The organism is Rhizobium sp. NLR8a, from assembly GCF_019685235.1.
Lineage (GTDB): Bacteria > Pseudomonadota > Alphaproteobacteria > Rhizobiales > Rhizobiaceae > Rhizobium.
The window spans coordinates 315264-340722 of the sequence record NZ_JABDWI010000008.1 but is presented as its reverse complement, the minus strand read 5'-3'; the positions used below and the strand labels follow the sequence as shown (position 1 = coordinate 340722).

Below are 25459 nucleotides of genomic sequence, written 5' to 3'. Positions count from 1 at the left end.
TAAGATGACGAGGATTGACAGAGGGGCGCTGTGAATTTGTAAAATTTTGTAAATTAAACGCTCCTGTTCTTTGTCAAAGGTGTGACATGGCGGAACGGAAGATCTTCGCAGGCCCTAAACTGCGGCGCATCCGCAATGCGCTGGCGCTGACGCAGACCGCCATGGCCGAGGCGCTGGAGATTTCGCCTTCCTACCTGAACCTCATCGAGCGCAACCAGCGGCCGTTGACGGTGCAGCTGCTCCTGAAGCTTGCGGCCGTCTACCGGGTCGATCTGGAGGAGTTGCGGGGGCAGACCGGCGGCAGCCTCGGGCAGCTGAAGGAGGTCTTCGCCGACCCGCTGCTATCAGGCGAACTGCCTGGCGACCAGGAATTGGTGGAGGTGGCCGAGGCGGCGCCGAATGCCGCAAGCGGCATGATCAAGCTTTATCGCGCCTACCGCGAACAGGCCGCGCGGCTGTCCGATCTGACGGCGCTGATGGCGGCCGAAGGGCATGCGCCCGTTGCCGCCGGCCGGCTGCCGCTGGACGAGCTGCGCGAGACGCTGGAGCGCCGATCGGGCTATTTCGGACGGATCGAGACCGCGGCGGAAGCCTTTGCTGCGACGGTGCCCGGCGGCCTCGATCTTGCGGCGGGGCTGAAGGACTGGCTGCGCGCCGAACGCGGCATTGCTGTGCGCGTCTTGCCCGTGCACGTCATGCCGGATCTGCGCCGCCGTTTCGATCGGCATTCGATGCGGCTTTTCATTTCGGAACGGCTGTCGCCGGCCGATCGTGCGCACGAAATCTCAGTCGAGGTCGCAAACCTTGCCTTGCTGCCGGCCATCGATGCCGAGCTCGACGATCTCTCGCTTTCTTCCGCCGAGGCGCGCCGCATCGCCCGCTTCGAGCTTGCCCGCATTGCGGCCCTGGCGCTGGCAATGCCCTACGAGGCCTTCCTGTCGGCGGCTAAGGCGACGCGTTACGACATCGATATTCTTCGCGCGCGTTTCGGCGTCTCCTTCGGCCATGCGGCAACGCGTCTGACGATGCTGCAGCGACCTGGGGCGGCAGCCATCCCCTTCTTCCTGGTCGAGATCGATGCGGCCGGCCATCGGCTGCGGCGCGCCGGCGCCCAGGGCTTTCCGCAGGCCCGTTTCGGCGGCGGCTGTCCAAAGCTCAATATCCATGCCGCCTTCCTGCAGCCGGGCCAGATTCTCGCCGAGACCGTCGTCATGCCGGATGGCGCCTCCTTCCTGACGGTCGCGCGCACCCTGGAGGGGCCGAGCGTCGAATTCGGGGAAAGGATCAGACGCACCGCGATTCTGATCGGCTGCGATGCCGCCCTCGCGGATGGCGTGGTCTACGGGCAGGCGGCGGCGCTCGATCCGGTTGCGATCGGCTCAGCCTGTCGTCTTTGCGAGCGGCGCGGCTGCCTTTCCCGCGCTGAGCCGCCGGTAACGCGGCCGCTCGGGCTCGACGAGATGGTGGCGGGCCTCAGCGCCTTCGACTTCCAGTGAGGTGAAATGATTGAAAGCGCAGTTTTTGCGCTTGTGGGGTTAGAAATTCCTTCTTAGTCTGCGGGGCAAAACCAGAGGGAAAAGAGGTTCGCGGATGCGGGCTCTTCGAACAAACAGGAGAAGTCATGAGGTCAACCATCGCAACCGTGACGGCCGCAGCCATCGCCGCGCTCCTTGCCGCCGCGCCGGCCGTTGCGCAGGAGCGCGTCGTCAACGTTTACAACTGGTCGGATTATATCGACGACAGCATCCTTGCCGACTTCACCAAGGAAACCGGCATCAAGGTCGTTTACGACACCTTTGATTCGAACGAGACGGTGGAAACCAAGCTGCTTGCCGGCGGCACCGGTTATGACGTCGTCGTTCCCACCGCCGACTTCCTGCAGCGCCAGATCCAGGCAGGCGTCTTCCAGAAGCTCGACAAGTCGAAGCTGCCGAACCTTTCCAACATGTGGGACGTGATCCAGCAGCGCACCGCTTCCTATGACCCGGGCAACGAATACGCCGTCGATTACATGTGGGGGACCGACGGTATCGGCTATAACGTCAAGAAGGTCGCTGAAATCCTCGGGCCTGACGCCAAGCCCGGTCTCGAAGTGATTTTCGATCCGAAGGTCGCCGAAAAGTTCAAGGACTGCGGCATCTACGTGCTCGACACGCCGAAGGACGTGATGACCACGGCGCTGCGTTATCTCGGCCTCGATCCGAACTCCACCAAGGCCGAGGATTTCAAGAAGGTCGAGGCATTGCTGACGGCGGTGCGCCCCTATATCCGCAAGTTCCACTCGTCCGAATATATCAACGCCCTTGCCAATGGCGACATCTGCATTGCCTTCGGTTATTCCGGCGACATGCTGCAGGCCCGCGACCGCGCGGCCGAAGCCAAGAACGGCGTCGAGGTCAATTATTCGATCCCCGTGCAGGGCGCTCAGATGTGGTTCGACATGATGGCAATCCCCGCCGATGCCAAGCACGTGGCCGAAGCGCATGAATTCCTGAACTACCTGATGAAGCCCGAGGTCATCGCCAAGGCGAGCGACCACACCTTCTATGCCAACGGCAACAAGGCCTCGCAGCAGTTCGTCAGCAAGGAAGTGCTGGAAGATCCGGCGGTCTATCCGACCGACGAGGTGATGAAGAACCTTTTCACCGTCAAGCCGTGGGATCCGAAGACGCAGCGCACGGCAACGCGAATCTGGACGAAGGTCGTGACCGGCCAGTAAGTCGATGCCAGGCCCGGACGGAAACGTCCGGGCCTTTCATTACCGGCCCGGGGTGGAGGCCGGCTGAAAACTTATATTCGGGGAATATTATGAAATCTTTGGGCAATATCCGCCGCGCCTTCGCACCCTGGACCGACCCTTCTGCAAAACCCTTCATAGCCTTCAAGAATGTCACCAAGCGCTTCGGCAATTTCACCGCCGTCGATGATCTGTCGCTGAACATTTATCACCGTGAGTTCTTCGCGCTGCTCGGTGCGTCCGGCTGCGGCAAGTCGACGCTTCTGCGCATGCTCGCCGGCTTCGAGCAGCCGACCTCGGGCGAAATCATCCTCGATGGCACCGACCTCGCCGGCACGCCGCCCTACAAGCGGCCGGTCAACATGATGTTCCAGTCTTACGCGCTTTTTCCGCATATGACCGTCGAGAAGAATATCGCCTTCGGCCTCAAGCAGGACGGCATGCCGAAGGACGAAATGACTGAGCGCGTGACGCAGATGCTGAAGCTCGTAAAGCTCGAGCAGTTTGCCTCACGCAAACCGAACCAGCTCTCCGGCGGTCAGCGCCAGCGCGTTGCGCTCGCCCGCTCGCTCGCCAAACGCCCGAAAGTGCTGCTGCTCGACGAACCGCTTGGCGCGCTCGACAAGAAGCTGCGCGAGGAAACTCAGTTCGAACTGATGGACCTGCAACAGACGCTCGGTCTCACCTTCGTTGTGGTCACCCACGATCAGGAAGAGGCGATGACCATGGCCGACCGCATCGCGGTCATGAGCCACGGCAAGGTCGTGCAGGTGGCAACGCCGGCCGAAATATACGAGGCGCCGAATTCCCGCTTCGTCGCGGACTTCATCGGCGACGTGAATATCTTCGACGGCAAGGTGACGACGTCGGAAAACGGCGCGGTCGAGATTTCGGTCGAAACCGGCCTGACGATCCGGACGGCCGCCACCGAGACGCCGGCCGTCGGCAAAACGGTCGGTTTTGCCATCCGCCCGGAAAAGATCCGCGTGGCACGCACGGCCCCCGCGAATGCCTCGGTCAATGCCGCCAAAGGCGAGATCTGGGATATCGGCTATCTCGGCGACATGACCGTCTTCCATATCAAGCTGCCGAGCGGCAAATTCGTCAGAGCTTCTTCCCTCAACGCGCAGCGTTCCGTCGAAGACCCGTTCACCTATGATCAGGACGTCTGGGTTTCGTTCGACGAGAATGGCGGCGTGCTGCTGAAGGATTGAGGTTATGGAAACCTTCGCATCGCGCCTTTACAACCGCCTCGTCATCATCATCCCCTACGCTTGGCTGCTGCTCTTCTTTCTGGCGCCGTTCTTCATCGTCTTCCGCATTTCCCTGTCGACGACGGCGATCGCCATCCCGCCCTATGAGCCGGTCTTCTCCTTTGCCGATGGCTGGAGTGCCTTCTGGAGCAAGGTCTCGACCTTCTCCTTGGATAATTACGGCTATCTCACCGACGATCCGCTCTACTTCAACGCTTATCTCTCGAGCGTCATCATCGCGGCGGTCTCGACCTTCCTGATGCTGCTGATCGCCTATCCGATCGCCTATGGCATGGCGCAGGCCCCGCGGCGCATCCGCCCGACACTTTTGATGCTCGTCATCCTGCCGTTCTGGACGAGCTTCCTGATCCGCGTCTATGCCTGGATAGCCATCCTGAAGCCCGAAGGGCTGCTGAACCAGCTCCTCCTGTCGCTGCATGTAATCGACATCCCACTGATCATCCTCAACACCACCACCGCCGTCTATATCGGCATCGTCTATTCCTATCTGCCCTTCATGGTGCTGCCGCTCTATTCGGCGCTCGAAAAGATGGACGGCACGCTGATCGAGGCAGCGCAGGATCTCGGCTGCACGCCGACCCAGGCCTTCTGGCGCGTCACCTTCCCGCTGTCGATCCCCGGCGTGGTTGCCGGCTGCATGCTGGTCTTCATCCCTGCCGTTGGCGAGTTCGTCATTCCCGATCTTCTCGGCGGTTCGCAGACGTTGATGATCGGCAAGACGCTCTGGAACGAATTCAACGCGAACAGAGACTGGCCGGTCTCCTCGGCGGTCGCAACCATCCTGCTCATGATCCTGGTGATTCCGATCGTCTTCTTCCAGAATGCGCAGGCCAAGGCCGAAGAGCGGGGGAAATAAGCCATGCTGAGATGGACCCGTTTCAACATCATCTCCGTCGTGCTCGGCTTTGCCTTCCTCTATCTGCCGATCGTGCTGCTGGTGGTCTTTTCCTTCAACGAATCGAAACTCGTCACCGTCTGGGGCGGCTTCTCCACCAAATGGTATGCGTCGCTGCTCTCGAACCAGGCCCTGCTCGATGCCGCCTGGGTAACGATCCGTGTCGGTCTGCTGTCGGCCACCTTTGCGACCATCCTCGGCACGATGGCGGCGCTAACGCTGGTGCGCTATACCCGCTTCCGCGGCCGCATGCTCTTTTCAGGCATGGTCTATGCGCCGCTCGTCATGCCCGAAGTCATCACCGGTCTGTCGCTGCTGCTGCTCTTCGTCGCAATCGGCCTCGACCGCGGCTTCTGGACCATTACGCTGGCGCATACGACGCTGACCATGTGCTTCGTCGCCGTCGTCGTGCAATCACGGCTCTTGAGCTTCGACCAGTCGATCGAGGAAGCCGCGCAGGATCTGGGCGCGCCGCCGGTGCGGACCTTCTTCGAGATCACGCTGCCGATCATCTCGCCGGCGGTGTTTTCGGGCTGGATCCTGGCTTTCACGCTGTCGCTCGACGACCTCGTCATTGCAAGCTTCACCTCCGGCCCCGGCGCAACCACGCTGCCGATGAAGATCTATAGCCAGGTGCGCCTTGGGGTAACGCCTGAGATCAATGCGATCTGCACGATCCTGATCGCCACCGTCGCGGTCGGCGTTATCTGCGCATCCGTGATCACCAAGCGGCGGGAAGTGCAGCGCGAGCGCGACGAGCGGGCGGCGGCAGCCGGCGCCTGAGCGGCATGTCGCCTTGGACGCAGGGCTCTTTATTGCGCGTGGGGCGTGCCGCCAAAAAGCGGAACCGGCGAGATCACCGGATTCGGCCATGAGCCGCCCACGAAGAACGGCAGAAGCGGCAGCTCTGCCGCCTTGGCCGGATCGGTCGCCTCCAGAGAACCGGAAAGCGCCAGCCCGTTGGACTGATAGGTGACCACGCCGGAAAGCGCCAGCGTCTGCGTCGGCCCGACAACATGGGCGTCATGGATTTCGGCGGAGCCGTTGGCGAAATCGGCCCGAAGTTCCAACTGGTTGAACGCGAAAGCGCTGCCGGCTGCGGCACTCAGTGGAAAGAACGGCTTTTGGGCCGCCTGTGTCCTGAGCGCGCCGGAGTCGACGCCGGGAATCGTGCCTTCCTTCGTCCAGAAATGCAGCTTGCCGGTGACGTCGGCAAGACCGGCCGTCCAGATCGCCTTCGACGACTGCAGGTCGAGATCGAGCGATCCCGTCGCAAGCGGCAGCGGTCCTTTGAGCTGCAGACGCTCGGCAAGGCCGGCGAAGTCGGCATCGCGGATCGACAGCTGCAGCTTGCCGCCGCCGTCGAAGTCGCGCCGCGTCGCCTCCAGATGCGCCGTCATTTCGCCGCCTTCGAAGCCGCTGTCGCCGATATCGAACTTGGCCTCGCCGCCGGTGACGATCATGCTGGCGCCGACATCGGAAAGCTCGAAGCGGCCCATCTCAGCGCGCCGCGCCGAAAGCCTGACGTCGACGTCGAGCAGTTGCAGCGGTGCGCTGATGCCGGTGGAGATTTCCTCCGCCTCACCCGCCGCCAATCGCAGCGCGAAAGCGTCGAGGAACGGCTTCAGGTTCATCTGGTCGAAGGCGAGCGTGCCGCCGATCTTCGGCCGTCTGCCGGCCCTAGTCGTAAGGTCCATCACGCCGGTGGCGCTCGCCTCGTTCAGCGACAGGCTGAGATCGTTGAAACGCAGCCCGCTGCCCGATGACATGATGTCGGATTCCAGCGAGGCGCTCTTCAGCGTGCCGACGCCGGGGAGCGATCTGCCCGACCATGTCAGAAACGCCGGCACATCGGGAATGCTGACGGCGATATTGCCGGAAAGCGCCGAAAGGCTGGCGATGCTGGCGATCCCTTGAAAACGGGCCGTCAGCAGGTTTGACGTCAGCGATGTCCGCGTCTCGGCGCTCTTGCCGGCAAAGGCGAGCAGCGGCTGGCGCGAGGCGAAATCCACCTTCAGGTCCACGCCGTTGATACGGGCGATCACGACAGCCGAGATCGCGCCCGAGAGCCGTGGCCAGCCGATGTCGGCCGTGACGCTGTCAAAATTGTAAGTCTTGGCGCTCTTGACGTCGGTGACGGCAAGCGTGCCGTCCTCGACGGTCACCGCACCGATCTCGGCATCGAGAGCGGGATCGAGCATCTCAGCCCCGTTTTCGTAGCGCACGCCGCTGATCGCGCGGGCAAGCAGGCCGGCGTAACTCCAGTCGATCAGGCCGTTCTCGTCACGCGTCAGCGCCAGGTTGGGCCGCAGCAGATGGAATTCGTGGAAACTCGTCCGGCCTCTCAGCGCATCGATGAGGCTGAAATCCGCCGACAGGCTTTCAATACTGCCGAGCAGCTTGTCGCCGCTTTCGCGCGGCTGGCGGATGGTGACCTGGTTCAGCGTGATGCGCGGCGTCGGCCAGAATTCGAGAACCGGATTACCCTTGATCTCGGCATGGTAGCCCGTCCATTTCGACAGCGCATCCTCGATGCCGGAGCGCACGAAACCCGTCGTGATGAGATAGGGCGCTGCGACCCTGAGGGCCACGAACAGTGCAAGCGCAACCAGCAGAAACAGCGTCGACATGCGGGCGAAGGCCGGAAGCCAGCGCGAAACGGGCCCGATTTTCCTGCGCCACCTGCGATGTCTAGACGTGCTCATGATCTCTGCCGGTTACCGGTTATGCGCTGATTTCGCCCGATATATGAAATATCAGGCCTATGCAAATCCAATGCATGTCGCCTGGAAGCGTGCAACGGTTCCAAGACTACGACATCATAAAACGAAGAGCCGAACCGCGTCGCATGAATCCGGTTTATGCGACGCGTTTAGGCTTGGGATCGGGCGGTCGCACTTTATAATGCAATGCAGCATGATATAAGGACGGGATTGGGGAGGAAGAATGAATGCAGGATAACAAGCCACTTTGGGTGCCCTCGGCCGAGACCGTTGCAACAAGCCCGATCCATGCCTTCATCGAGCGTTGCAATAGAGAATTCGGCCTCTCGCTTGCAGGCTTTGAGGATGTGCACGCATGGTCGGTGGCCGAGCGGGAGAAGTTCTGGTCGAGCGTCTGGAATTTCTGCGGCGTAAAGGGAGAACGCGGCGCACGGGTGCTCGTCGACGGCGACCGCATGCTGGAGGCCCGCTTCTTTCCCGATGCGACGCTGAATTTCGCCGAAAACCTGCTGCCCGGCCGCGGCGAGGCCGACGCCATCATTTTCCGCGGCGAGGACAAGGCCGAAGACCGTTGGTCGTGGGATCGGCTGCGCGCGCAGGTCTCCAAGCTGCAGCAGGCCTTCGCGGCACTCGGCATCGGCAAGGGCGACCGCATCGCCGCCATGATGCCCAACATGCCGGAGACCATCGCCTGCATGTTGGCCGCCGCCTCGATCGGCGCCATCTGGTCATCCTGCTCTCCCGATTTCGGCGAGCAGGGCGTGCTCGACCGCTTCGGCCAGATCGGTCCCCGGCTCTTCATCGCCTGCGACGCCTATTGGTATTCCGGCAAGCTGCAGGACGTTGGCCCCAAGGTTGCCGCGGTGGCGAAAAGCCTCGGTGTCCCCACGGTCGTCGTCCACTATGCCGGCGATGCCGAGGCAGTGGCGGGCAAGACATCAGGGGCTTCGACGCTGGAAGCCTTCATTGCGCCCTACGAGGCCAAGGAGATCGCCTTCACGCCGCTTGCTTTCGCCCACCCGCTCTACATCCTCTTTTCCTCAGGCACGACCGGTGTGCCCAAATGCATCGTGCATTCGGCCGGCGGCACGCTGCTGCAGCATCTCAAGGAGCACCGGCTGCATTGCGGCCTGCAGGCGGGCGAGAAGCTCTTCTACTTCACCACCTGCGGCTGGATGATGTGGAACTGGCTGGTCAGCGGGCTCGCCAGCGGCGCCGCGCTCTGCCTGTTCGACGGTTCGCCCTTTGCACCGGACGGCAATGTGTTGTTTGACTATGCCGAGGCGGAAAAATTCGCAATTTTCGGCACCTCGGCAAAATATATCGATGCGGTGCGCAAGGGCGGGCTGACGCCGCGCAAAAGCCACGATCTTTCCAGCCTCCGGCTGATGACCTCCACCGGTTCTCCGCTGTCACCCGAGGGTTTCACCTTCGTCTATGAGGGCATCAAGGCGGACGTGCAGCTTGCTTCGATCTCAGGCGGCACCGATATCGTTTCCTGTTTCGTGCTGGGCAATCCGCTGCAGCCGGTCTGGCGCGGCGAGATCCAGGGTCCTGGTCTCGGTCTTGCGGTCGACGTCTGGGACGATGGCGGCAAGCCGGTTCGCGGTGAGAAGGGCGAACTCGTCTGCACCAAGGCCTTCCCCTCCATGCCTGTGATGTTCTGGAACGATCCTGATGGCGCCAAATATCGCGCCGCTTATTTCGAGCGGTTCGACAATGTCTGGTGCCACGGCGATTTTGCCGAATGGACAGAGCATGGCGGCCTCGTCATCCATGGCCGCTCGGATGCGACGCTCAACCCCGGCGGTGTGCGCATCGGCACGGCCGAGATCTACAACCAGGTGGAACAGATGGACGAGGTGGCCGAGGCACTGTGTATCGGCCAGGAATGGGATGACGACGTGCGTGTCATCCTCTTCGTCCGCCTTGCCTCAGGTGTGACGCTGACCGAGGATCTCGTCAAGGCGATAAAGGCGCGTATTCGCGCCGGCGCCTCGCCGCGGCACGTGCCGGCAAAGATCATCGCGGTTGCCGATATTCCCCGCACCAAATCCGGCAAGATCGTCGAGCTTGCAGTGCGTGAGGTCGTTCATGGCCGGCCGGTGAAAAACCAGGAGGCGCTCGCCAATCCGGAAGCGCTGCGGCTCTTCGCTGATTTGAGTGAACTGAGGGACTGATAAGGAGCCGTAAACCACAAGCTTTCACCATTCAGCAATCCCCTGTCATGGAAACCTTTCGTTAAGAAACCTTTGTCAAAGGTGAAACAACTTGGGGGCCGCACATGAACGAGGCGGCCTGAAGCCTCCGGGCTTACGAAACATGACGTTGATCGACTGAGCTCTTGTTGAACAGCACCCATTCAAGGCAGCCTCCGGCTGCCTCTTTTTTGCCTGCCGTGCAGCGTTCCGGCGGCTCTGCCCCGTCGATAGGGATCAGCCAGCCAGCACACGTTGCGACGGGAAGGTGATCTCGACAAGCGTGCCTTCGTTCGGCGCCGAATTGATCGAGAATGTCGCCCGATTGGCATCCACCATCGCCTTGGTCAGCGGCAGGCCGAGCCCGGTGCCGTCGCCGCGATGGCGTGACTGGGTCGAGGAGACCTGGCGGAACGGCTTCATCGCATGGTCGAGTTCGGCGCGCGTCATGCCGATGCCGGTATCGCGAACCCTCAACACCACGCTGCCATTCGCCTCGTAGGAGGTGGAAACGACGATCTGTCCGCCAGACGGCGTAAAGCGGATGGCGTTCGACAGGATGTTGAGCGCGATCTGCTTGATCGAGCGCAGATCGGCTACGACCTCGGGCACCGAATGGGACAGCGCCGTGCGGATGATGACGCGCTGGCCGTTTGCCTGCGGCTGGACGAGGGCGACGGCCTCTGAGACCGCCTCGTTGAGGCCGACGGCGGCGAAGTCAAGATCCATCTCGCCCGCCTCGATCTTCGAAATATCGAGGAGATCGTTAACGATATCGAGGACGTGCCGGCCGGAGCGGCCGATATCGTTGGCATATTCGATATATCGGGGATGGCCGATCGGACCGAAGCGCTCGCCGGCCATCATGTCGGAAAAGCCGATGATGGCGTTGAGCGGCGTGCGGATTTCATGGCTGACGCGCGCGAGGAAATCGGTCTTGTGGGCGTTGGCGGTTTCGGCCGCGCCCTTGGCATTGCGCAGCTCATCCTCGGTGCGTTTCCACTGGGTGATATCGCGGATGACGGCGCAATAACCGTTCGAGGAGGTAAGCCGGCCCATCGTCATGAACAGCGGCACGAAGCCGCCGCCGGCCTCGCGGCCGATCACTTCGCGCCCGTCGTTCAGCACGCTTGCCACGCCGTGGCCGGCAAGGCCGTTCAGATAGTCGAGGACGGCTTTCTGGCTCTCATGGGCAAACAGCATGACGAAGGGTTTGCCGCGCGTCTCCTGCTCGTCGTAATTGAACAGCGCGCTCGCCGACCGGTTCATCGAACGGATATCGCCCTCGGTGCCGATGACGACGACGCCGTCGGTCGCCGTTTCCAGGATCGAGCGCAATTCCTCGACCTCGACCTGAAGCTTGGCGACCTTCTCGACCATCCGCTCCGGACGCGCTTCGGACCGGTTGCTGTCGCCGCGGCCATCCTCCTTGCCTTCCACCGGCATCAGCGCCAGCATCAGAGCATTGGCATCTTCCCAGCGCACCGATTGCAGCCGCGCAGTCACCGGTGTCAGCGTGTCGTCGGCCTTGACCAGCATCATGGTGCCGGAACCGGCTGCCTTTTCCTCAAGTTCGCGCCGCTGCAGCAGGGCTTCGATACCGCCAACCTCACGCAGCGCGTCGAGCGACTGGTAGCCCGTCAGCCGCATGAATTCGGGATTGGCATGGATCAGCGCATCGCCGACATGGATAAGCACCGCGACGGGCAATTGGTCGACCGTTCCGGCCGAAAGCCCGTCAATCATCTTCACGCGCGGCGGGATGAAGCTTGTGAGAACCTCGATCTGGCTGACCGTCTCCTCGAGCCCTTCCGTCGCCTCGTCCTCGGTGATGGCGGCGGGTTCTTCCGCGGCGCCGTCTTCGCGCAACGACTCGGCCGCCTTCTCGAAGATCGCTTCCTGCGGCGCAATCTCCTCGGCCGAAGCTGTGTCGGCCGTATCGGCGCCGGGCGTTTCGCCGGTGAAGGCTTCGGGCGCCGCGCTTTCTTCGAAAGCCGCCGGTTCCGTGGCGGTGGTGCCCGTCGGCGCCGGGGTGTCGGGCTCCTCCCTGCGGGCGCCGAAGGCTTCCAGGCGCTTGGCGATTTCGCGGAAGTTCGCCTGTTCGGCGGCCGTCAATGCGGCGCCTGTGCTGTGAAGCTGCACCACCTTGTCGGTGGAACGGCGATTGGGCGTTTCCACGATGCGAAGCGCCGGGGGTTCGTCTGCGGCATCGGCCGCCAGCCCTTCACCGGCGCTCTCCTGCACCTCTTCGGCGGCGCTCTCCCGGGTGGGCGGCTCGAAGCCGGCCTCCCCTCCGGCCGCTTCGAAAGGCGTCTCTTCGATCTGAGGGTGGTCCTCGATCACGTCCGCCGCGATCGTTTCTGCCGGGGCCGCTTCGGGCGCGGCGTCAATCTCGTGTGCCGGTTCGCTGATAGCGTCGGCCGCCGGGCCGGGGCCTGCCGCATCATGGCCGACACCGTCCGGGCCAAGCGTCAGGCCGAGCGCCAGCGGATCCTCCTGCGTATCGGAAAGCCTGACGACGCCGAAGCCGCGGAAGCCGTCGAAGTCGCGGCTGCGGGTATAGGTCGGCAGTGCGGCGAGATCGACCGGAACGACGAGGCTGGTGCCTTCGACCGGCCAGAGGATCGTCTTCCCCGACCATGTGTCGCGGCGCGCAAGGGCCTCGGAAATCTTGCCGTCGGGGTCGAGATTGAAGAGAGCGGCGATGTCGCTGAAGGCAGAGCCGATGATAGCGGATGCATGCGGACCGACGGCCTCGGCAAATTCGTGACTGACTTCGTTGAACCGGCCTTCCGCATCGATCTTCCAGACGAAGCGGGTGGCGCGGCTGTTCGGCCTGAAGACGAAACCAGGCTCGGGCGCAAGCGACGCGGGAGGGGGCGCGTCGGCTGCGATGGCCGGCTCTTCGCGCGCGGCGTCCGGCGCCTCATCGCGCGGCATTTGGCTGGTCTTGGCGGGTGTCCCCGCCATCGCGGTCGCTTCCGCCGTCTCGTCGGCGGAATGGCTCGCGGCCTCATCGACGGGCGCCGCGGGCTCGTCGGCCTCATCCATGCGGCTCTCGGTCGCGTCGTCGTTCTCCGCCGCTTCGGTTGCGGTCGGATTCTCGTCCGCAACCGCCGCCTCTGCGGTGGTGGCAGCCGCCTCGGCCGGCTGTTCCCGGTCGTCGGCGATCTCCTCCAGTGTCTCCTCGACCTCTTCGATTCCCGAGACGGCATTGACGATCTCGCCGAAGCCGGTCGCCGCAGCCGCCTCTTGCGGAGGAAGTTCGGATGACGACGTGCCTTCTTCCCTCGCCGGCGCGTCAGCCGCCTGCGGGGGTGCATCGACTGCGTCGAGCACGGGCGCATCGGTCGGATCCAGATGACCGATCGCGGTTTCCACGGCAAAGAGCAGATTGAGCGCCGGCTCGTCGCTGAGCCTGCCGACTGCTGCCGGAAGATAACCCCTGCCGGTGGCGACCGGGCGCTTCACCAGGCGATCGGGATGCGCGCCGGCAAGATTGATCAAGGCCTTTGCGGTCTCACCTGATATGGCGAGCGAGGCGAAGCCGGGCGAGGCCGCGATGACCTCGCCATTGGCGCCGATGACGGCCATATGCGTGTCGGGATCATCGAGACCTTGCAGCATCTGGGCCGCCGCAGCGCCCGCCGTTAGCGGCCTTGCCGACACCGGCACGGAAAACAGAATAGCCTTCTCGCCTGATGAAAGCCGGATCAGTTCGGCCGCCGCCTGCACCTGCAGGCGCTGGAAGCCCTTGGCGACCCGGATCATCAGGCTTCTGTTGTCGCCGATATCGGCGAGCTGACGCGCCGCCGTTTCCAGCTGGCGAAAGGTGATGTCGGTGCGATCGGCTCCCTGGTCGAGCAGGTCGTAGACCGCCGAATGGCCGAAAAGCTCCGCGCCTGCGCCGTTTGCCCAGAGCAGGCGGGCAAGATCGGCCGAAAATAGCACCATGGCCTCGCCGCGCGAAAAGCGTTCCCGCACCCGCGCATGCACGGCGATATCGATGAACGGATATTGGACTGCGGGCATGATCAAACCTTGTCGCTGTCGGCCTTCTAAATTAACGGCTTATTAATAACTGCAGGTCGCACGCCGGTCCAGAACAGCGGGGTGCTTTCAGCCGAAAGGGTTAACGACTTGTGCGTCGCACAATTTATGTTGCAATGCACAATGAAATATTCTATATAGACGTCATTCGATGATCGCAGGCAGCAACTGCCTTAGCCCAAAGGAATGCGACCCATGGCTACCATAAAGACCGATGATGTTTTTTCAATCGCTTCTTTCGACCCGTCCAAGCTGGCTGAATCCTTCCGCGAATTCGCTGAAAAGGGCGCCCAGCAGTCGAAAGACGCCTATGCCAAGCTGAAGACCGCTGGCGAGGAAGCCGGCAAGACGCTCGAAGCCACCGTCCAGACGGCACAGGCCGGCACCGTCGAGATCGGCCTGAAGGCGATCGACGTCCTGCGCGTCAACGCCGAGAGCTCGCTCTCGCACATGGAAGCACTGCTCGGCGTCAAGTCCCCGGCTGAATTCTTCGAACTGCAGACCTCCTTCCTGCGCAAGCAGGCCGAACTCGCCGTCGAACAGGCGAAGTCGATCCAGGAAACCACCAAGCAGGTTGCCGAAAAGCTCGCAAAGCCCTCCAAGGAAGCCGCCGAAAAGGCCATGGCATCCTTCAAGGTTGCCTGATCGGTTTTACCATTGCGTGACAAAAGGCTGGACCCCGCGTCCGGCCTTTTTGTATATTGATGAGGAATGGGACTTGAATTCATCGCCAAGTCCTCGTATGTGACCCCCGTCGCGTCAAACGTGATTTATGCGGTTGTAGCTCAGTTGGTTAGAGCGCAGGTTTGTGGCACCTGAGGTCGGAGGTTCGAGACCCCCCAACCGTACCATTTCTCTCTAGGTCAGCTCCCTATCAGACAAATCGTTCTGGCTGACGTCATTTCGACCGAAAAACGTACAGACGTTTGACTGTATCTGTAGTGATGCCGCACCGAGGCTGGCTTGCCTTGCCAAAAAGCACGGGCTTTCACGTATGGGATGGTAGGCGAGGCGCCTCTCCTGACCAGATGGCAACATCCCGAAGGCAAAGTGAGCAGCGCTTAAAAAGAGCCTACGCTTCCGGCGAATTTGCTGCCTATTTGCCACATCAGCTCGAACATTCAGGAAGCACAACCCACTCGTATGGTGCCATACCTCTGGGTGAGCCACATATGCGGCACGCAGCAGCGAGCTCCGCAATTGCAACAATCCGCCACTTGATCCGGAACGATGCCCCACGCAAGCAAAATTGCCAAGGATGCGAACCGCGAAGCCGATCCGTGGCAAGAGAGGCGTAGACAACATTCAGGGGCGCTTAAACAATTCGGACCTCGTTTTCCCGATAAGCGTGGAGACTTACTAAATTTTAGCAGATGACCGTAACTTCAATTTAAGTGCCGTCATGCGAGCAATTGCGCAGGTTCGGACGGGCAGGGCGCAGGATCCTGGAATATGTCTTCTAGCCTTTGTTAGAGGTTGCGGTGGAAGCGCCTCATAAGCGCTAGTCGCCAAGATCAAAAACCTTCTCGAATATAAATAAAGCTTTTGGTTGAATTTCCTCTTCAAATGGAGCAGAGGAAATTGGCATTAGGCGCGGCCGAAATGGAATAGGCAAACGGGGATTTTATGACGAACCTCATTACTTTTATTAAGTACGTCGACACGACTGGGGATCAGAGAATTGACGGGCTTATCAGCGGCGTTGCCTGGGACGGCACGATAACCTATGCGTTTCCCACCCTTTCGACATCGTATTCCTATGAGGGCGAGAAAGATTTCGACTTCTCGTCGATTTCTTCGCAACAGCAGTCTGCAGCCTTGTTTCTTATGGAGCAATCCTACGGAAACGCGGCAAATGACGGCTTTTCGGTTGAGGGATTTACGAACGCGAACTTTGAGGCGGGAGGCGCCGATACCGCATCCGTGCGCTTCGCTCAGTCGTCCCTGCCTCCGACGGCATGGACCTATTATCCGGGTAATCGCAGCTACAGCGGCGATGTCTGGTTCGGAACCGAATATGCCGGCACAGAAGATGACCTTCGCTTTCCGGGGTTCGGCAACTATGCGGGCCACACCGTGGCGCATGAGTTGGGTCACGCTCTCGGTTTGAAGCATGCTCATGAACCGGATGACGCCAATACGACAGTTGTTCCGAGTGCGTATGACTCGGTCGAATACACGATCATGACCTACCGCACCTATGTCGGAGACAATTTGAGTGGGTACAAGTATGAGCATGATGGCGCGCCGCAAACCTTCATGATGCTCGACATCGCCGCCCTGCAGGAAATGTATGGTGCGGACTACACCACGAACAGTGGCGATACCGTCTACAAGTGGAATCCCGACGAAGGCATCACCTATGTCAACGGAGTGGCGGCCATCACGCCCGATGCCAACCGGATCTTCGCAACAATCTGGGACGGTGGCGGTATCGATACCTATGATTTGAGCGCTTATACCACCGCCCTCAAGATCGACCTGCGAGCAGGCGGATACTCGGTCTTTTCCCAGGACCAGTTGGCCGATCTGTGGGGTGGTCCGAACAATGGCTACGCCCGCGGCAACATTTTCAACGCGCTTCTGTTTCACGGCAACGTTGCGTCCTTGATCGAGAACGTTCAGGCCGGCTCCGGCAACGACAACATCACAGGCAACGAAGCGAACAATACGCTTTGGGGCAATGCCGGGAATGATTCGCTTTATGGCGGCGCCGGCGCTGACACATTGATCGGCGGAGTTGGTTCCGATTGGATGGTGGGCGGGGCGGGCAACGATCTCTATGCCGTCGACGATAACTTCGATTTTGTGATCGAGAGTGCGAACCAGGGGACGGACACCGTTCAGACGGCGCTTTCAACCTATACGCTCCGCGACAATGTCGAGATCTTGACCTACACAGGGTCCGCCAGCTTCACCGGCACCGGCAATGCGCTCGCCAACACGATCACCGGCGGCGCCTTCAACGACACGCTGAATGGCGGGGCTGGTGCGGACACCTTGATCGGTAGTGCGGGCGACGACACCTACATCGTCGACAATGTTGGCGACAGCGTCACCGAAGCCGCCAATGAGGGGATCGACACTGTTCGCGCGACATCGGCAAGCTATACGCTTGCCGCCAATCTCGAGAACCTCACCTATATCGGCACGGCAGCCTTTACCGGGACGGGCAATGACCTTGCCAATACGATCAGGGGCGGGGCAGGTGCCGACACCTTGGACGGGAAGGGCGGTGCGGACAGCTTGATCGGCGGTGCGGGCAACGACACCTATATTGTCGATACCCTTGCCGACGTGATCACCGAAGGGCTGAATGAAGGAGGCGATCTGATCAAGACGACGCTTTCTTCCTATGCCTTGACCATCAATGCCAATGTCGAAAACCTGACCTTCATCGGCACCGGCGATTTTACCGGGACTGGAACCAGCATCGCCAATACGATCACCGGCGGCGCTGGCAACGATGTTCTGGACGGCGGCGCCGGCAATGACACGCTGAATGGCGGCGGCGGCAACGACATCTATATGGTCGACAGTGCGGGCGACGTGATCAACGAGGCGGTCAGCGCCGGCACCGACGAAATCCGCACGGCGCTTGCAGCCTACTCGATCGCCGCCTTGGTCAATGTCGAGAACCTCACCTACACTGGATCCGCCAGCTTCACCGGCACCGGCAATGCGCTCGCCAACACGATCACCGGCGACGCCGGCAACGATACGCTGAATGGCGGAGTCGGTGCGGACAGCTTGATCGGCGGTGCAGGCGATGACACCTACATCGTCGACAATGTCGGCGACAGCGTCACCGAAGCCGCCAATGAGGGAACCGACACGGTTCGCACGACATTGGCAAGCTATACGCTTGGCGGTGATGTCGAGAACCTCACCTATATCGGCATCGGCACGGTAGCCTTTGCCGGAACGGGCAATGATCTCGACAACACCATTCTGGGCGGGGCAGGTGCCGATACCCTGGATGGGAAGGCCGGTGCGGACAGCTTGATCGGCGGTGCGGGCAACGACACCTATCTTGTCGATGACGTTGGCGACGTGGTCACCGAAGGGCTGAATGCAGGAACCGATCTGATCAAGACGGCGCTTTCAAGCTATACGCTCGGCAACAATGTCGAGAACCTGCTCTATACGGGATCCGGCAGCTTCACCGGCACCGGCAATGCGCTCGTCAACACGATCATCGGCGGCGCCGGCAACGACACGCTTGACGGCGGCATCGGCAATGACACGCTGAACGGCGGCGCCGGCACCGACACATTGATCGGCGGCGTCGGTTCCGACACGATGTCGGGCGGAACGGGCGACGACATCTATGTGGTCGATATCGCAACCGACGTGGTGATCGAGAATGTCAATGAAGGGACGGACACGATCCGGACGGCGCTTGCCGGCTATACGCTCGGCAACAATGTCGAGAACCTGCTCTTTACCGGCTCCGCCAGCTTCACCGGCACCGGCAACGCGCTTGATAATACGATCACCGGCGGCGCCTTCAATGACACGCTGAATGGTGGGGCAGGTGCGGACACCTTGATCGGCGGTGCGGGCGATGACACCTATATCGTCGACCATGCCGGTGACATCGTCACCGAAGCTGCCGACGAGGGAACCGACACGGTTCGCACGACATTGGCAAGCTATACGCTTGGCAGCGATGTCGAGAACCTGACCTATATCGGTACGGTAGCCTTTGCCGGAACGGGCAATGATCTCGACAACGTGATCACGGGTGGCGCTGCCGCCGATACGCTTTCGGGCGGCGTCGGCAACGATACGCTGAATGGCGGGGGCGGGGCCGATCGTTTGATCGGTGGTGTTGGCGACGACACCTATATCGTCGACAATGCCGGCGACCTCGTCACCGAGAACGCCAATGAGGGGATCGACACGGTTCGCACGACCCTGAGTGCCCACACATTGGCGGCCAATGTCGAGAACCTCACCTATATCGGAACGGCAGCCTTTACCGGGGCAGGGAATCTGCTCGACAACGTCATCACAGGTGGTGTCGCCGCCGACAAGCTTATAGGCGCTGCGGGCAATGACACATTGATCGGCGGGGCTGGTTCCGACACGATGCTGGGTGGGATTGGCGACGACATCTATGTGGTCGATATCGCAACCGACGTGGTGATCGAGAATGTCAATGAAGGGACGGACACGGTCCGGACGGCGCTTGCCAGCTATACGCTCGGCAACAATGTCGAGAACCTGACCTATACCGGCTCCGCCAGCTTCACCGGCACCGGCAACGCGCTTGATAATACGATCATCGGCGGCGCCTTCAATGACACGCTGAATGGCGCAGCAGGTGCGGACACCTTGATCGGTGGTGCGGGCAACGACACCTACATCGTCGACAATGCCGGCGACATCGTCACCGAAGCTGCTGACGAGGGAACCGACACGGTTCGAACCAACCTGGCGAGCTATACGCTTGCTGCCAATGTCGAGAACCTGAGCTTTGCCGGCACGGGGCCGTTTGCAGGCACCGGCAACAATCTCGACAACTCGATCACGGGTGGCGCTGCCGCCGATACGCTTTCGGGCGACGCCGGCAACGATACGCTGAATGGCGGAGCCGGTACGGACAGCTTGATCGGCGGTGCGGGCGACGACACCTACATCGTCGACAATGTCGGCGACAGCGTCACCGAAGCCGCCAATGAGGGAACCGACACGGTTCGCACGACATTGGCAAGCTATACGCTTGGCGGCGATGTCGAGAACCTCACCTATATCGGCATCGGCACGGTAGCCTTTGCCGGAACGGGCAATGATCTCGACAACACCATTCTGGGCGGGGCAGGTGCCGATACCCTGGATGGGAAGGCCGGTGCGGACAGCTTGATCGGCGGTGCGGGCAACGACACCTATCTTGTCGATGACGTTGGCGACGTGGTCACCGAAGGGCTGAATGCAGGAACCGATCTGATCAAGACGGCGCTTTCAAGCTATACGCTCGGCAACAATGTCGAGAACCTGCTCTATACGGGATCCGGCAGCTTCACCGGCACCGGCAATGCGCTCGTCAACACGATCATCGGCGGCGCCGGCAACGACACGCTTGACGGCGGCATCGGCAATGACACGTTGAACGGCGGCGCCGGCACCGACACATTGATCGGCGGCGTCGGTTCCGACACGATGTCGGGCGGAACGGGCGACGACATCTATGTGGTCGATATCGCAACCGACGTGGTGATCGAGAATGTCAATGAAGGGACGGACACGATCCGGACGGCGCTTGCCGGCTATACGCTCGGCAACAATGTCGAGAACCTGCTCTTTACCGGCTCCGCCAGCTTCACCGGCACCGGCAACGCGCTTGATAATACGATCACCGGCGGCGCCTTCAATGACACGCTGAATGGTGGGGCAGGTGCGGACACCTTGATCGGCGGTGCGGGCGATGACACCTATATCGTCGACCATGCCGGTGACATCGTCACCGAAGCTGCCGACGAGGGAACCGACACGGTTCGCACGACATTGGCAAGCTATACGCTTGGCAGCGATGTCGAGAACCTGACCTATATCGGTACGGTAGCCTTTGCCGGAACGGGCAATGATCTCGACAACGTGATCACGGGTGGCGCTGCCGCCGATACGCTTTCGGGCGGCGTCGGCAACGATACGCTGAATGGCGGGGGCGGGGCCGATCGTTTGATCGGTGGTGTTGGCGACGACACCTATATCGTCGACAATGCCGGCGACCTCGTCACCGAGAACGCCAATGAGGGGATCGACACGGTTCGCACGACCCTGAGTGCCCACACATTGGCGGCCAATGTCGAGAACCTCACCTATATCGGAACGGCAGCCTTTACCGGGGCAGGGAATCTGCTCGACAACGTCATCACAGGTGGTGTCGCCGCCGACAAGCTTATAGGCGCTGCGGGCAATGACACATTGATCGGCGGGGCTGGTTCCGACACGATGCTGGGTGGGATTGGCGACGACATCTATGTGGTCGATATCGCAACCGACGTGGTGATCGAGAATGTCAATGAAGGGACGGATACGGTCCGGACGGCGCTTGCCAGCTATACGCTCGGCAACAATGTCGAGAACCTGACCTATACCGGCTCCGCCAGCTTCACCGGCGCCGGCAACGCGCTTGATAATACGATCACCGGCGGCGCCTTCAATGACACGCTGAATGGCGCAGCAGGTGCGGACACCTTGATCGGTGGTGCGGGCAACGACACCTACATCGTCGACAATGCCGGCGACATCGTCGCCGAAGCTGCTGACGCCGGGACCGATACGGTTCGCACGACACTGGCGAGCTATACACTGGGGGCCAATGTCGAGAACCTCACCTTTATCGGATCTGGGACGTCTATCGTCGGAACAGGGAATGCGCTGGACAACATTATCGTCGGCGGCAGTGGTTCGAATACGCTAACGGGGGGTGCCGGCAATGATACCCTCACTGGCGGAGCGGCAACCGACGTCTTCATTTACTCGCCGAACTGGGGCCATGATACGATCACAAACTTCGTCGCAACCGGCTCAGCAAGTGACGTGATCTCGATCGATGACAGCATTTTCGCCAACTGGGAATCGCTTTTTGCGGCAACTGAGCAGTCCGGGAATGATACAATTATCAGAGCCGATGCCGACAACACCATAACGCTAACAAATGTTGCTCTTTCAAGCCTGCATTCGTGGGACTTCTTCTTTGCGTGATCCTTGCTCGGACCTCGCGGCGCATTTTTTTCGGGAAGGGGCTGAACCCGTAACGGCGTGAATCAAGTCCGGCGGATATTGACGGACGTCGGTGCGGGCGTAGCTCTTTCGATCAACGGTAGGCACGGCAGCGGGGTTAGAGAGCATGTCGCGCAAAAGTGCAGCGTGCAATCTGCAGGTGCAGGCTCGAAACCAGGATCCTGTCGATTAAATGGAACCCATGCCATCCCTCACCGTTCTCCAAGCTGACGGGAGAATACGCATGTCGAAAACGCTGCTCTACGGCGCGACCAAGATCGACGAGACGAACGGCGCCTATTCGCCGATCGAAAGCCTGGCCGCATTCCAGTGGAAGAATCGCGTCTTCATTCTTTTCGCCGACAGGGACAATGCCCGCGCGGCGCGCCAGGAAAACCAGCTGCTGGCCGACCGCAGCGCGGTCGATGAGCGCGATATGGTGGTGCTGAAGGTCTCGGGCGGCAAGGTGCGGGCGCTTTTCGGCGCCGCCGATGGCCTCGACGGCGAAGTGATCCGCCGCGATCTCGATGCGCCGGAGACCGGTGAATTCGCCGCCTTCCTTGTCGGCAAGGACGGCACCGTCAAGCTCAAGGTCAGCGAGCCGATCACCAATGGCGAGCTCTTCGCCATCATCGACAGCATGCCGATGCGCGCTGCCGAGACGCTGAAGTCGGACAAATAGTCCCGACGAACATCGCAAACATAAAGGGAGGCGGTCATGTCCGTGCCCAACGAACCCATTCCCGATCAGCCGCCGATGCCGGCGCCCGGCTGGAAGCCGGTGCCGCCGATCACCGAACCGGAGCCGGACCGACTCCCCGACGAAGCTCCTGTTCCCAACCCCGATGAGAACGACGAGCCGGCCAAGCACGTTTCGGGAATTTAAAGGAAGATGTGGCGCTCGGCACGGACGAGTTCCTGTAGGAAGTCGACGACACTGCGGACGCGGACGAGGTCGCGCGCGGTTTCGTGATAGGTCGTCCAATAAGCCCGTCGGATCGAAATGTCAGGCAGGATGCGCTGCAGTTCCGGATATTGTCGGGCGATATAATCGTGCAGGATGCCGATACCCGCGCCTGATCGCACCGCCTCCGTCTGGCCAATCGCCGTCGAGATTTCAAAGCCGGCGTCCCAGCTGCGCATTACCTCGCCGGAGAAATTCAGCGAGGCGGTGAAGATCAGATCCTCGACATAGCCGATGCGCGGATGCGCCTTCAGCGCTTCGACATCGCCGGGTCTGCCGTTCGAGGCGATGTAGTCGCGCGAGGCATAGAGGCCGAGTGTATAGTCCGTCAGCTTGGAGGAGACGAGCCGGCCCTGTTCGGGACGTTCCAGCGTGATGGCGATATCGGCCTCACGCTGCGACAGCGAGAAGGAGCGCGGCACCGGCACGAGCTGGATCTTCAGCTCCGGATGGCGCTCGATCAGCCTGCCCATGCGGGGTGCCAGGAAGGAGACGCCGAAACCATCGGGTGCGCCGACGCGCACCGTCCCGGCAATCGCCGTGTCGGTGTGGCCGAGATTGGCCTGCGCCGCGAGCATTTCGGTTTCCATCCGCTCGGCGGCATTAAGGAAGATGCCGCCTTCAGCCGTCAGCTCGCAGCCATTCGTCCGGCGCACGAAGAGCCGCGTCTTCAGCGCCTCTTCGAGTGAGGTCAGCCGACGTGAAAGCGTGGCGTGGTTAAGCCCCAATCGCTTTGACGCGGCGAGGATCTGGCCGGTTCGGGCGATGGCGAGGAAGATGCGAACGTCGTCCCAGTTCATCACTTGGCCCGCATTGCAATGGGATCGACATCGATCAGCGTCAGCGACGTCACCATGCCGGCCGTCTCGCTCTTATATTTGAGGAAATGCGGTGTCCGCAGATGCGCCTCATAGGCCTCCTGGTCGGCGTAGACTTCGAGAATACGAACGCGGTTTGGAGCCTCTCGGATGGAAACAGCGCTGAGTGAAAGGACACCCTCTTCCAGCGTGACCGAAGCCTCGATCTCCTCCGTCAGCAATGCCCGATAGGCGTCGAGCCTGTCGGCGGCGATCGCCACATCCGCCATTCGCACGACCGGATTTTGGCTCATCGATTGACCCTCCCTGAGTTTGACTTGTCCGCATGCCGCTCCAAGTTTGGGAGCAGCAGCGCCTGCATCAGAACTATAAATTGTGCACAACGGTTGCTTATATCATCGCGTTGATTTGTGCAAATTGAAGTGCGAATGTAGGCCATCCAAACAGGAGGAACATTCATGCGTGAGATCGGACATTTCATCGGCGGCAAGCAGGTCGCCGGCACCAGCGGCCGGGTCAGCAACGTCTACAATCCGGCGACCGGCGAAGTGCAGGCGACCGTCGCCCTCGCCAGCGTCGAGGAGCTTCGCGCCGCCGTCGAGAACGCCAAGGCCGCGCAGCCGAAATGGGCTGCCACCAACCCGCAGCGCCGCGCTCGCGTCTTCTTCAAGTTCGTCGAGCTCCTGAACAAGCATATGGACGAACTTGCCGAATTGATTTCGAAGGAACACGGCAAAACGATCGAAGACGCCAAGGGCGACGTCATTCGCGGCCTCGAAGTCTGCGAATTCGTCTGCGGCATCCCGCATCTCGCCAAGGGTGAGTTCACCGAGGGCGCGGGTCCGGCGATCGACATGTATTCGATCCGCCAGCCGGTCGGCATCGGCGCCGGCATCACTCCTTTCAATTTCCCCGGCATGATCCCGATGTGGATGTTCGCGCCGGCGATCGCCTGCGGCAATGCCTTCATCCTGAAGCCTTCCGAGCGTGATCCCTCCCTGCCGATCCGTCTTGCCGAACTGATGATCGAGGCCGGTCTTCCGGCGGGCATCCTCAATGTCGTCAACGGCGACAAGGGCGCCGTCGACGCCATCCTCACCGATCCGGATATCGGCGCCGTTTCCTTCGTCGGCTCCACGCCAATCGCCCGCTACGTCTACGGCACGGCGGCGATGAACGGCAAACGCGCCCAGTGCTTCGGCGGCGCCAAGAACCACATGATCATCATGCCGGATGCCGATATGGACCAGGCCGTCAACGCGCTGATGGGCGCGGGCTACGGTTCGGCCGGTGAGCGCTGCATGGCGATCTCGGTTGCCGTTCCGGTCGGCGAAGAGACCGCCAACCGCCTCGTCGAGAAGCTGACGCCGAAGATCGAGTCGCTGCGCATCGGCCCCTATACCGACGACAAGGCCGACATGGGCCCGCTCGTCACCAAGGAAGCCTATAACCGCGTTCGCGGCCTCATCGACCGTGGCGTCGAGGAAGGCGCCAAGCTCGTGGTCGATGGCCGCGACTTCAAGCTCCAGGGTTATGAAGACGGCTATTTCGTCGGCGGCTGCCTGTTCGATCACGTCACGCCTGAGATGGACATCTACAAGACCGAGATCTTCGGACCCGTCCTCTCCGTCGTTCGCGCCCAGAACTACGAGGAAGCGCTGTCGCTGCCGATGAAGCACGAATACGGCAACGGCGTCGCGATCTATACCCGCGACGGCGACGCCGCCCGCGATTTCGCCTCGCGCATCAATATCGGCATGATCGGCATCAACGTTCCGATCCCGGTTCCGCTCGCCTATCACTCCTTCGGCGGCTGGAAGGCATCGAGCTTCGGCGACCTCAACCAGCACGGCACGGATTCGATCAAGTTCTGGACGAAGACCAAGACCGTCACCGCCCGCTGGCCGTCCGGCATCAAGAGCGGCGCCGAATTCGTCATGCCGACGATGAAGTGACCGGACACATCGATCTGCAATTCGGGGGCCTTTCGGCCCCCGTTTTCTATTTAAGGTTGTTGATTTCTGCGCCTCTTTGCTTTTCAGATAATGCGTCCACCGCGATTCCCATCA

General features: G+C 61.3%; 15 protein-coding genes and 1 tRNA gene. 12 read left to right on the top strand and 4 right to left on the bottom strand.

The genetic code is table 11. The features are described from left to right. Positions 1–86: 86 nt before the first annotated feature. From HJC04_RS17745 to HJC04_RS17725, 5 genes are all read left to right on the top strand, one after another. Positions 87–1496 carry a short-chain fatty acyl-CoA regulator family protein gene (locus tag HJC04_RS17745; protein ID WP_221146740.1) on the top strand — a complete coding sequence of 470 codons (1410 nt, stop codon included), beginning with the start codon at positions 87–89 and terminating at the stop codon, positions 1494–1496. A 125-nt stretch (positions 1497–1621) separates the two neighbouring features. Next, positions 1622–2719, top strand: coding sequence for a polyamine ABC transporter substrate-binding protein (locus tag HJC04_RS17740; RefSeq protein WP_064800725.1), 1098 nt, complete (start codon positions 1622–1624; stop codon positions 2717–2719). 89 nt (positions 2720–2808) lie between these two features. Next, entirely contained in the window at positions 2809–3951 is a 1143-nt protein-coding gene (locus tag HJC04_RS17735) for an ABC transporter ATP-binding protein (RefSeq protein WP_210629155.1), read from the top strand. Between the two features lie 4 nt (positions 3952–3955). Next, positions 3956–4867 (top strand): ABC transporter permease subunit, encoded by a 912-nt coding sequence (locus HJC04_RS17730; RefSeq protein WP_210629154.1) that lies wholly within the window; start codon positions 3956–3958, stop codon positions 4865–4867. Positions 4868–4870: 3 nt separating this feature from the next. After that, positions 4871–5689 (top strand): ABC transporter permease, encoded by an 819-nt coding sequence (locus tag HJC04_RS17725; protein WP_221146739.1) that lies wholly within the window; start codon positions 4871–4873, stop codon positions 5687–5689. A gap of 29 nt (positions 5690–5718) precedes the next feature. Here the strand turns inward: HJC04_RS17725 and HJC04_RS17720 are convergent, their stop codons facing one another. Beyond that, the gene (locus tag HJC04_RS17720) at positions 5719–7611 is read right to left on the bottom strand and encodes an AsmA family protein (protein ID WP_221146738.1); all 1893 of its coding nucleotides are present in this window, start codon (positions 7609–7611) and stop codon (positions 5719–5721) included. A gap of 245 nt (positions 7612–7856) precedes the next feature. Here HJC04_RS17720 and HJC04_RS17715 point away from each other — a divergent pair, with 245 nt between their 5' ends. Further along, entirely contained in the window at positions 7857–9809 is a 1953-nt protein-coding gene (locus HJC04_RS17715) for an acetoacetate--CoA ligase (RefSeq protein ID WP_221146737.1), read from the top strand. Between the two features lie 255 nt (positions 9810–10064). On the opposite strand, the gene HJC04_RS17710 is transcribed toward HJC04_RS17715, so the two are convergent. Next, on the bottom strand, positions 10065–13859 hold the full coding sequence (locus tag HJC04_RS17710) for a PAS domain-containing sensor histidine kinase (protein WP_221146736.1): 3795 nt from the start codon (positions 13857–13859) through the stop codon (positions 10065–10067). Between the two features lie 213 nt (positions 13860–14072). On the opposite strand from HJC04_RS17710, the gene HJC04_RS17705 reads away from it, so the two are divergent. The 5 genes from HJC04_RS17705 to HJC04_RS17685 all read left to right on the top strand — a co-directional run bounded on the left by HJC04_RS17705 (position 14073) and on the right by HJC04_RS17685 (position 22494). After that, positions 14073–14522, top strand: a complete 450-nt coding sequence (locus HJC04_RS17705) for a phasin (protein ID WP_221124214.1) — start codon at positions 14073–14075, stop codon at positions 14520–14522. 129 nt (positions 14523–14651) lie between these two features. Continuing rightward, positions 14652–14728: transfer RNA gene (locus HJC04_RS17700), tRNA-His, on the top strand. A 775-nt stretch (positions 14729–15503) separates the two neighbouring features. Next, positions 15504–21590: a M10 family metallopeptidase gene (locus HJC04_RS17695; protein ID WP_221146735.1), complete on the top strand. Its 6087-nt coding sequence runs from the start codon at positions 15504–15506 to the stop codon at positions 21588–21590. A gap of 262 nt (positions 21591–21852) precedes the next feature. After that, positions 21853–22290, top strand: a complete 438-nt coding sequence (locus tag HJC04_RS17690; RefSeq protein ID WP_210629147.1) for a DUF4174 domain-containing protein — start codon at positions 21853–21855, stop codon at positions 22288–22290. 36 nt (positions 22291–22326) lie between these two features. Further along, entirely contained in the window at positions 22327–22494 is a 168-nt protein-coding gene (locus HJC04_RS17685; protein WP_210629146.1) for a hypothetical protein, read from the top strand. Here HJC04_RS17685 and HJC04_RS17680 read toward each other — a convergent pair. Next, positions 22491–23372, bottom strand: a complete 882-nt coding sequence (locus HJC04_RS17680) for a LysR family transcriptional regulator (RefSeq protein WP_210629145.1) — start codon at positions 23370–23372, stop codon at positions 22491–22493. The genes HJC04_RS17685 and HJC04_RS17680 overlap by 4 nt on opposite strands. Next, a complete protein-coding gene (locus HJC04_RS17675; RefSeq protein WP_210629144.1) occupies positions 23372–23683 on the bottom strand; it encodes a putative quinol monooxygenase in 312 nt (103 codons plus the stop codon). The genes HJC04_RS17680 and HJC04_RS17675 overlap by 1 nt, the downstream gene beginning before the upstream one ends. A gap of 165 nt (positions 23684–23848) precedes the next feature. On the opposite strand from HJC04_RS17675, the gene HJC04_RS17670 reads away from it, so the two are divergent. Beyond that, a complete protein-coding gene (locus tag HJC04_RS17670; RefSeq protein WP_221146734.1) occupies positions 23849–25345 on the top strand; it encodes a CoA-acylating methylmalonate-semialdehyde dehydrogenase in 1497 nt (498 codons plus the stop codon). The last annotated feature ends 114 nt before the right edge of the window (positions 25346–25459 follow it).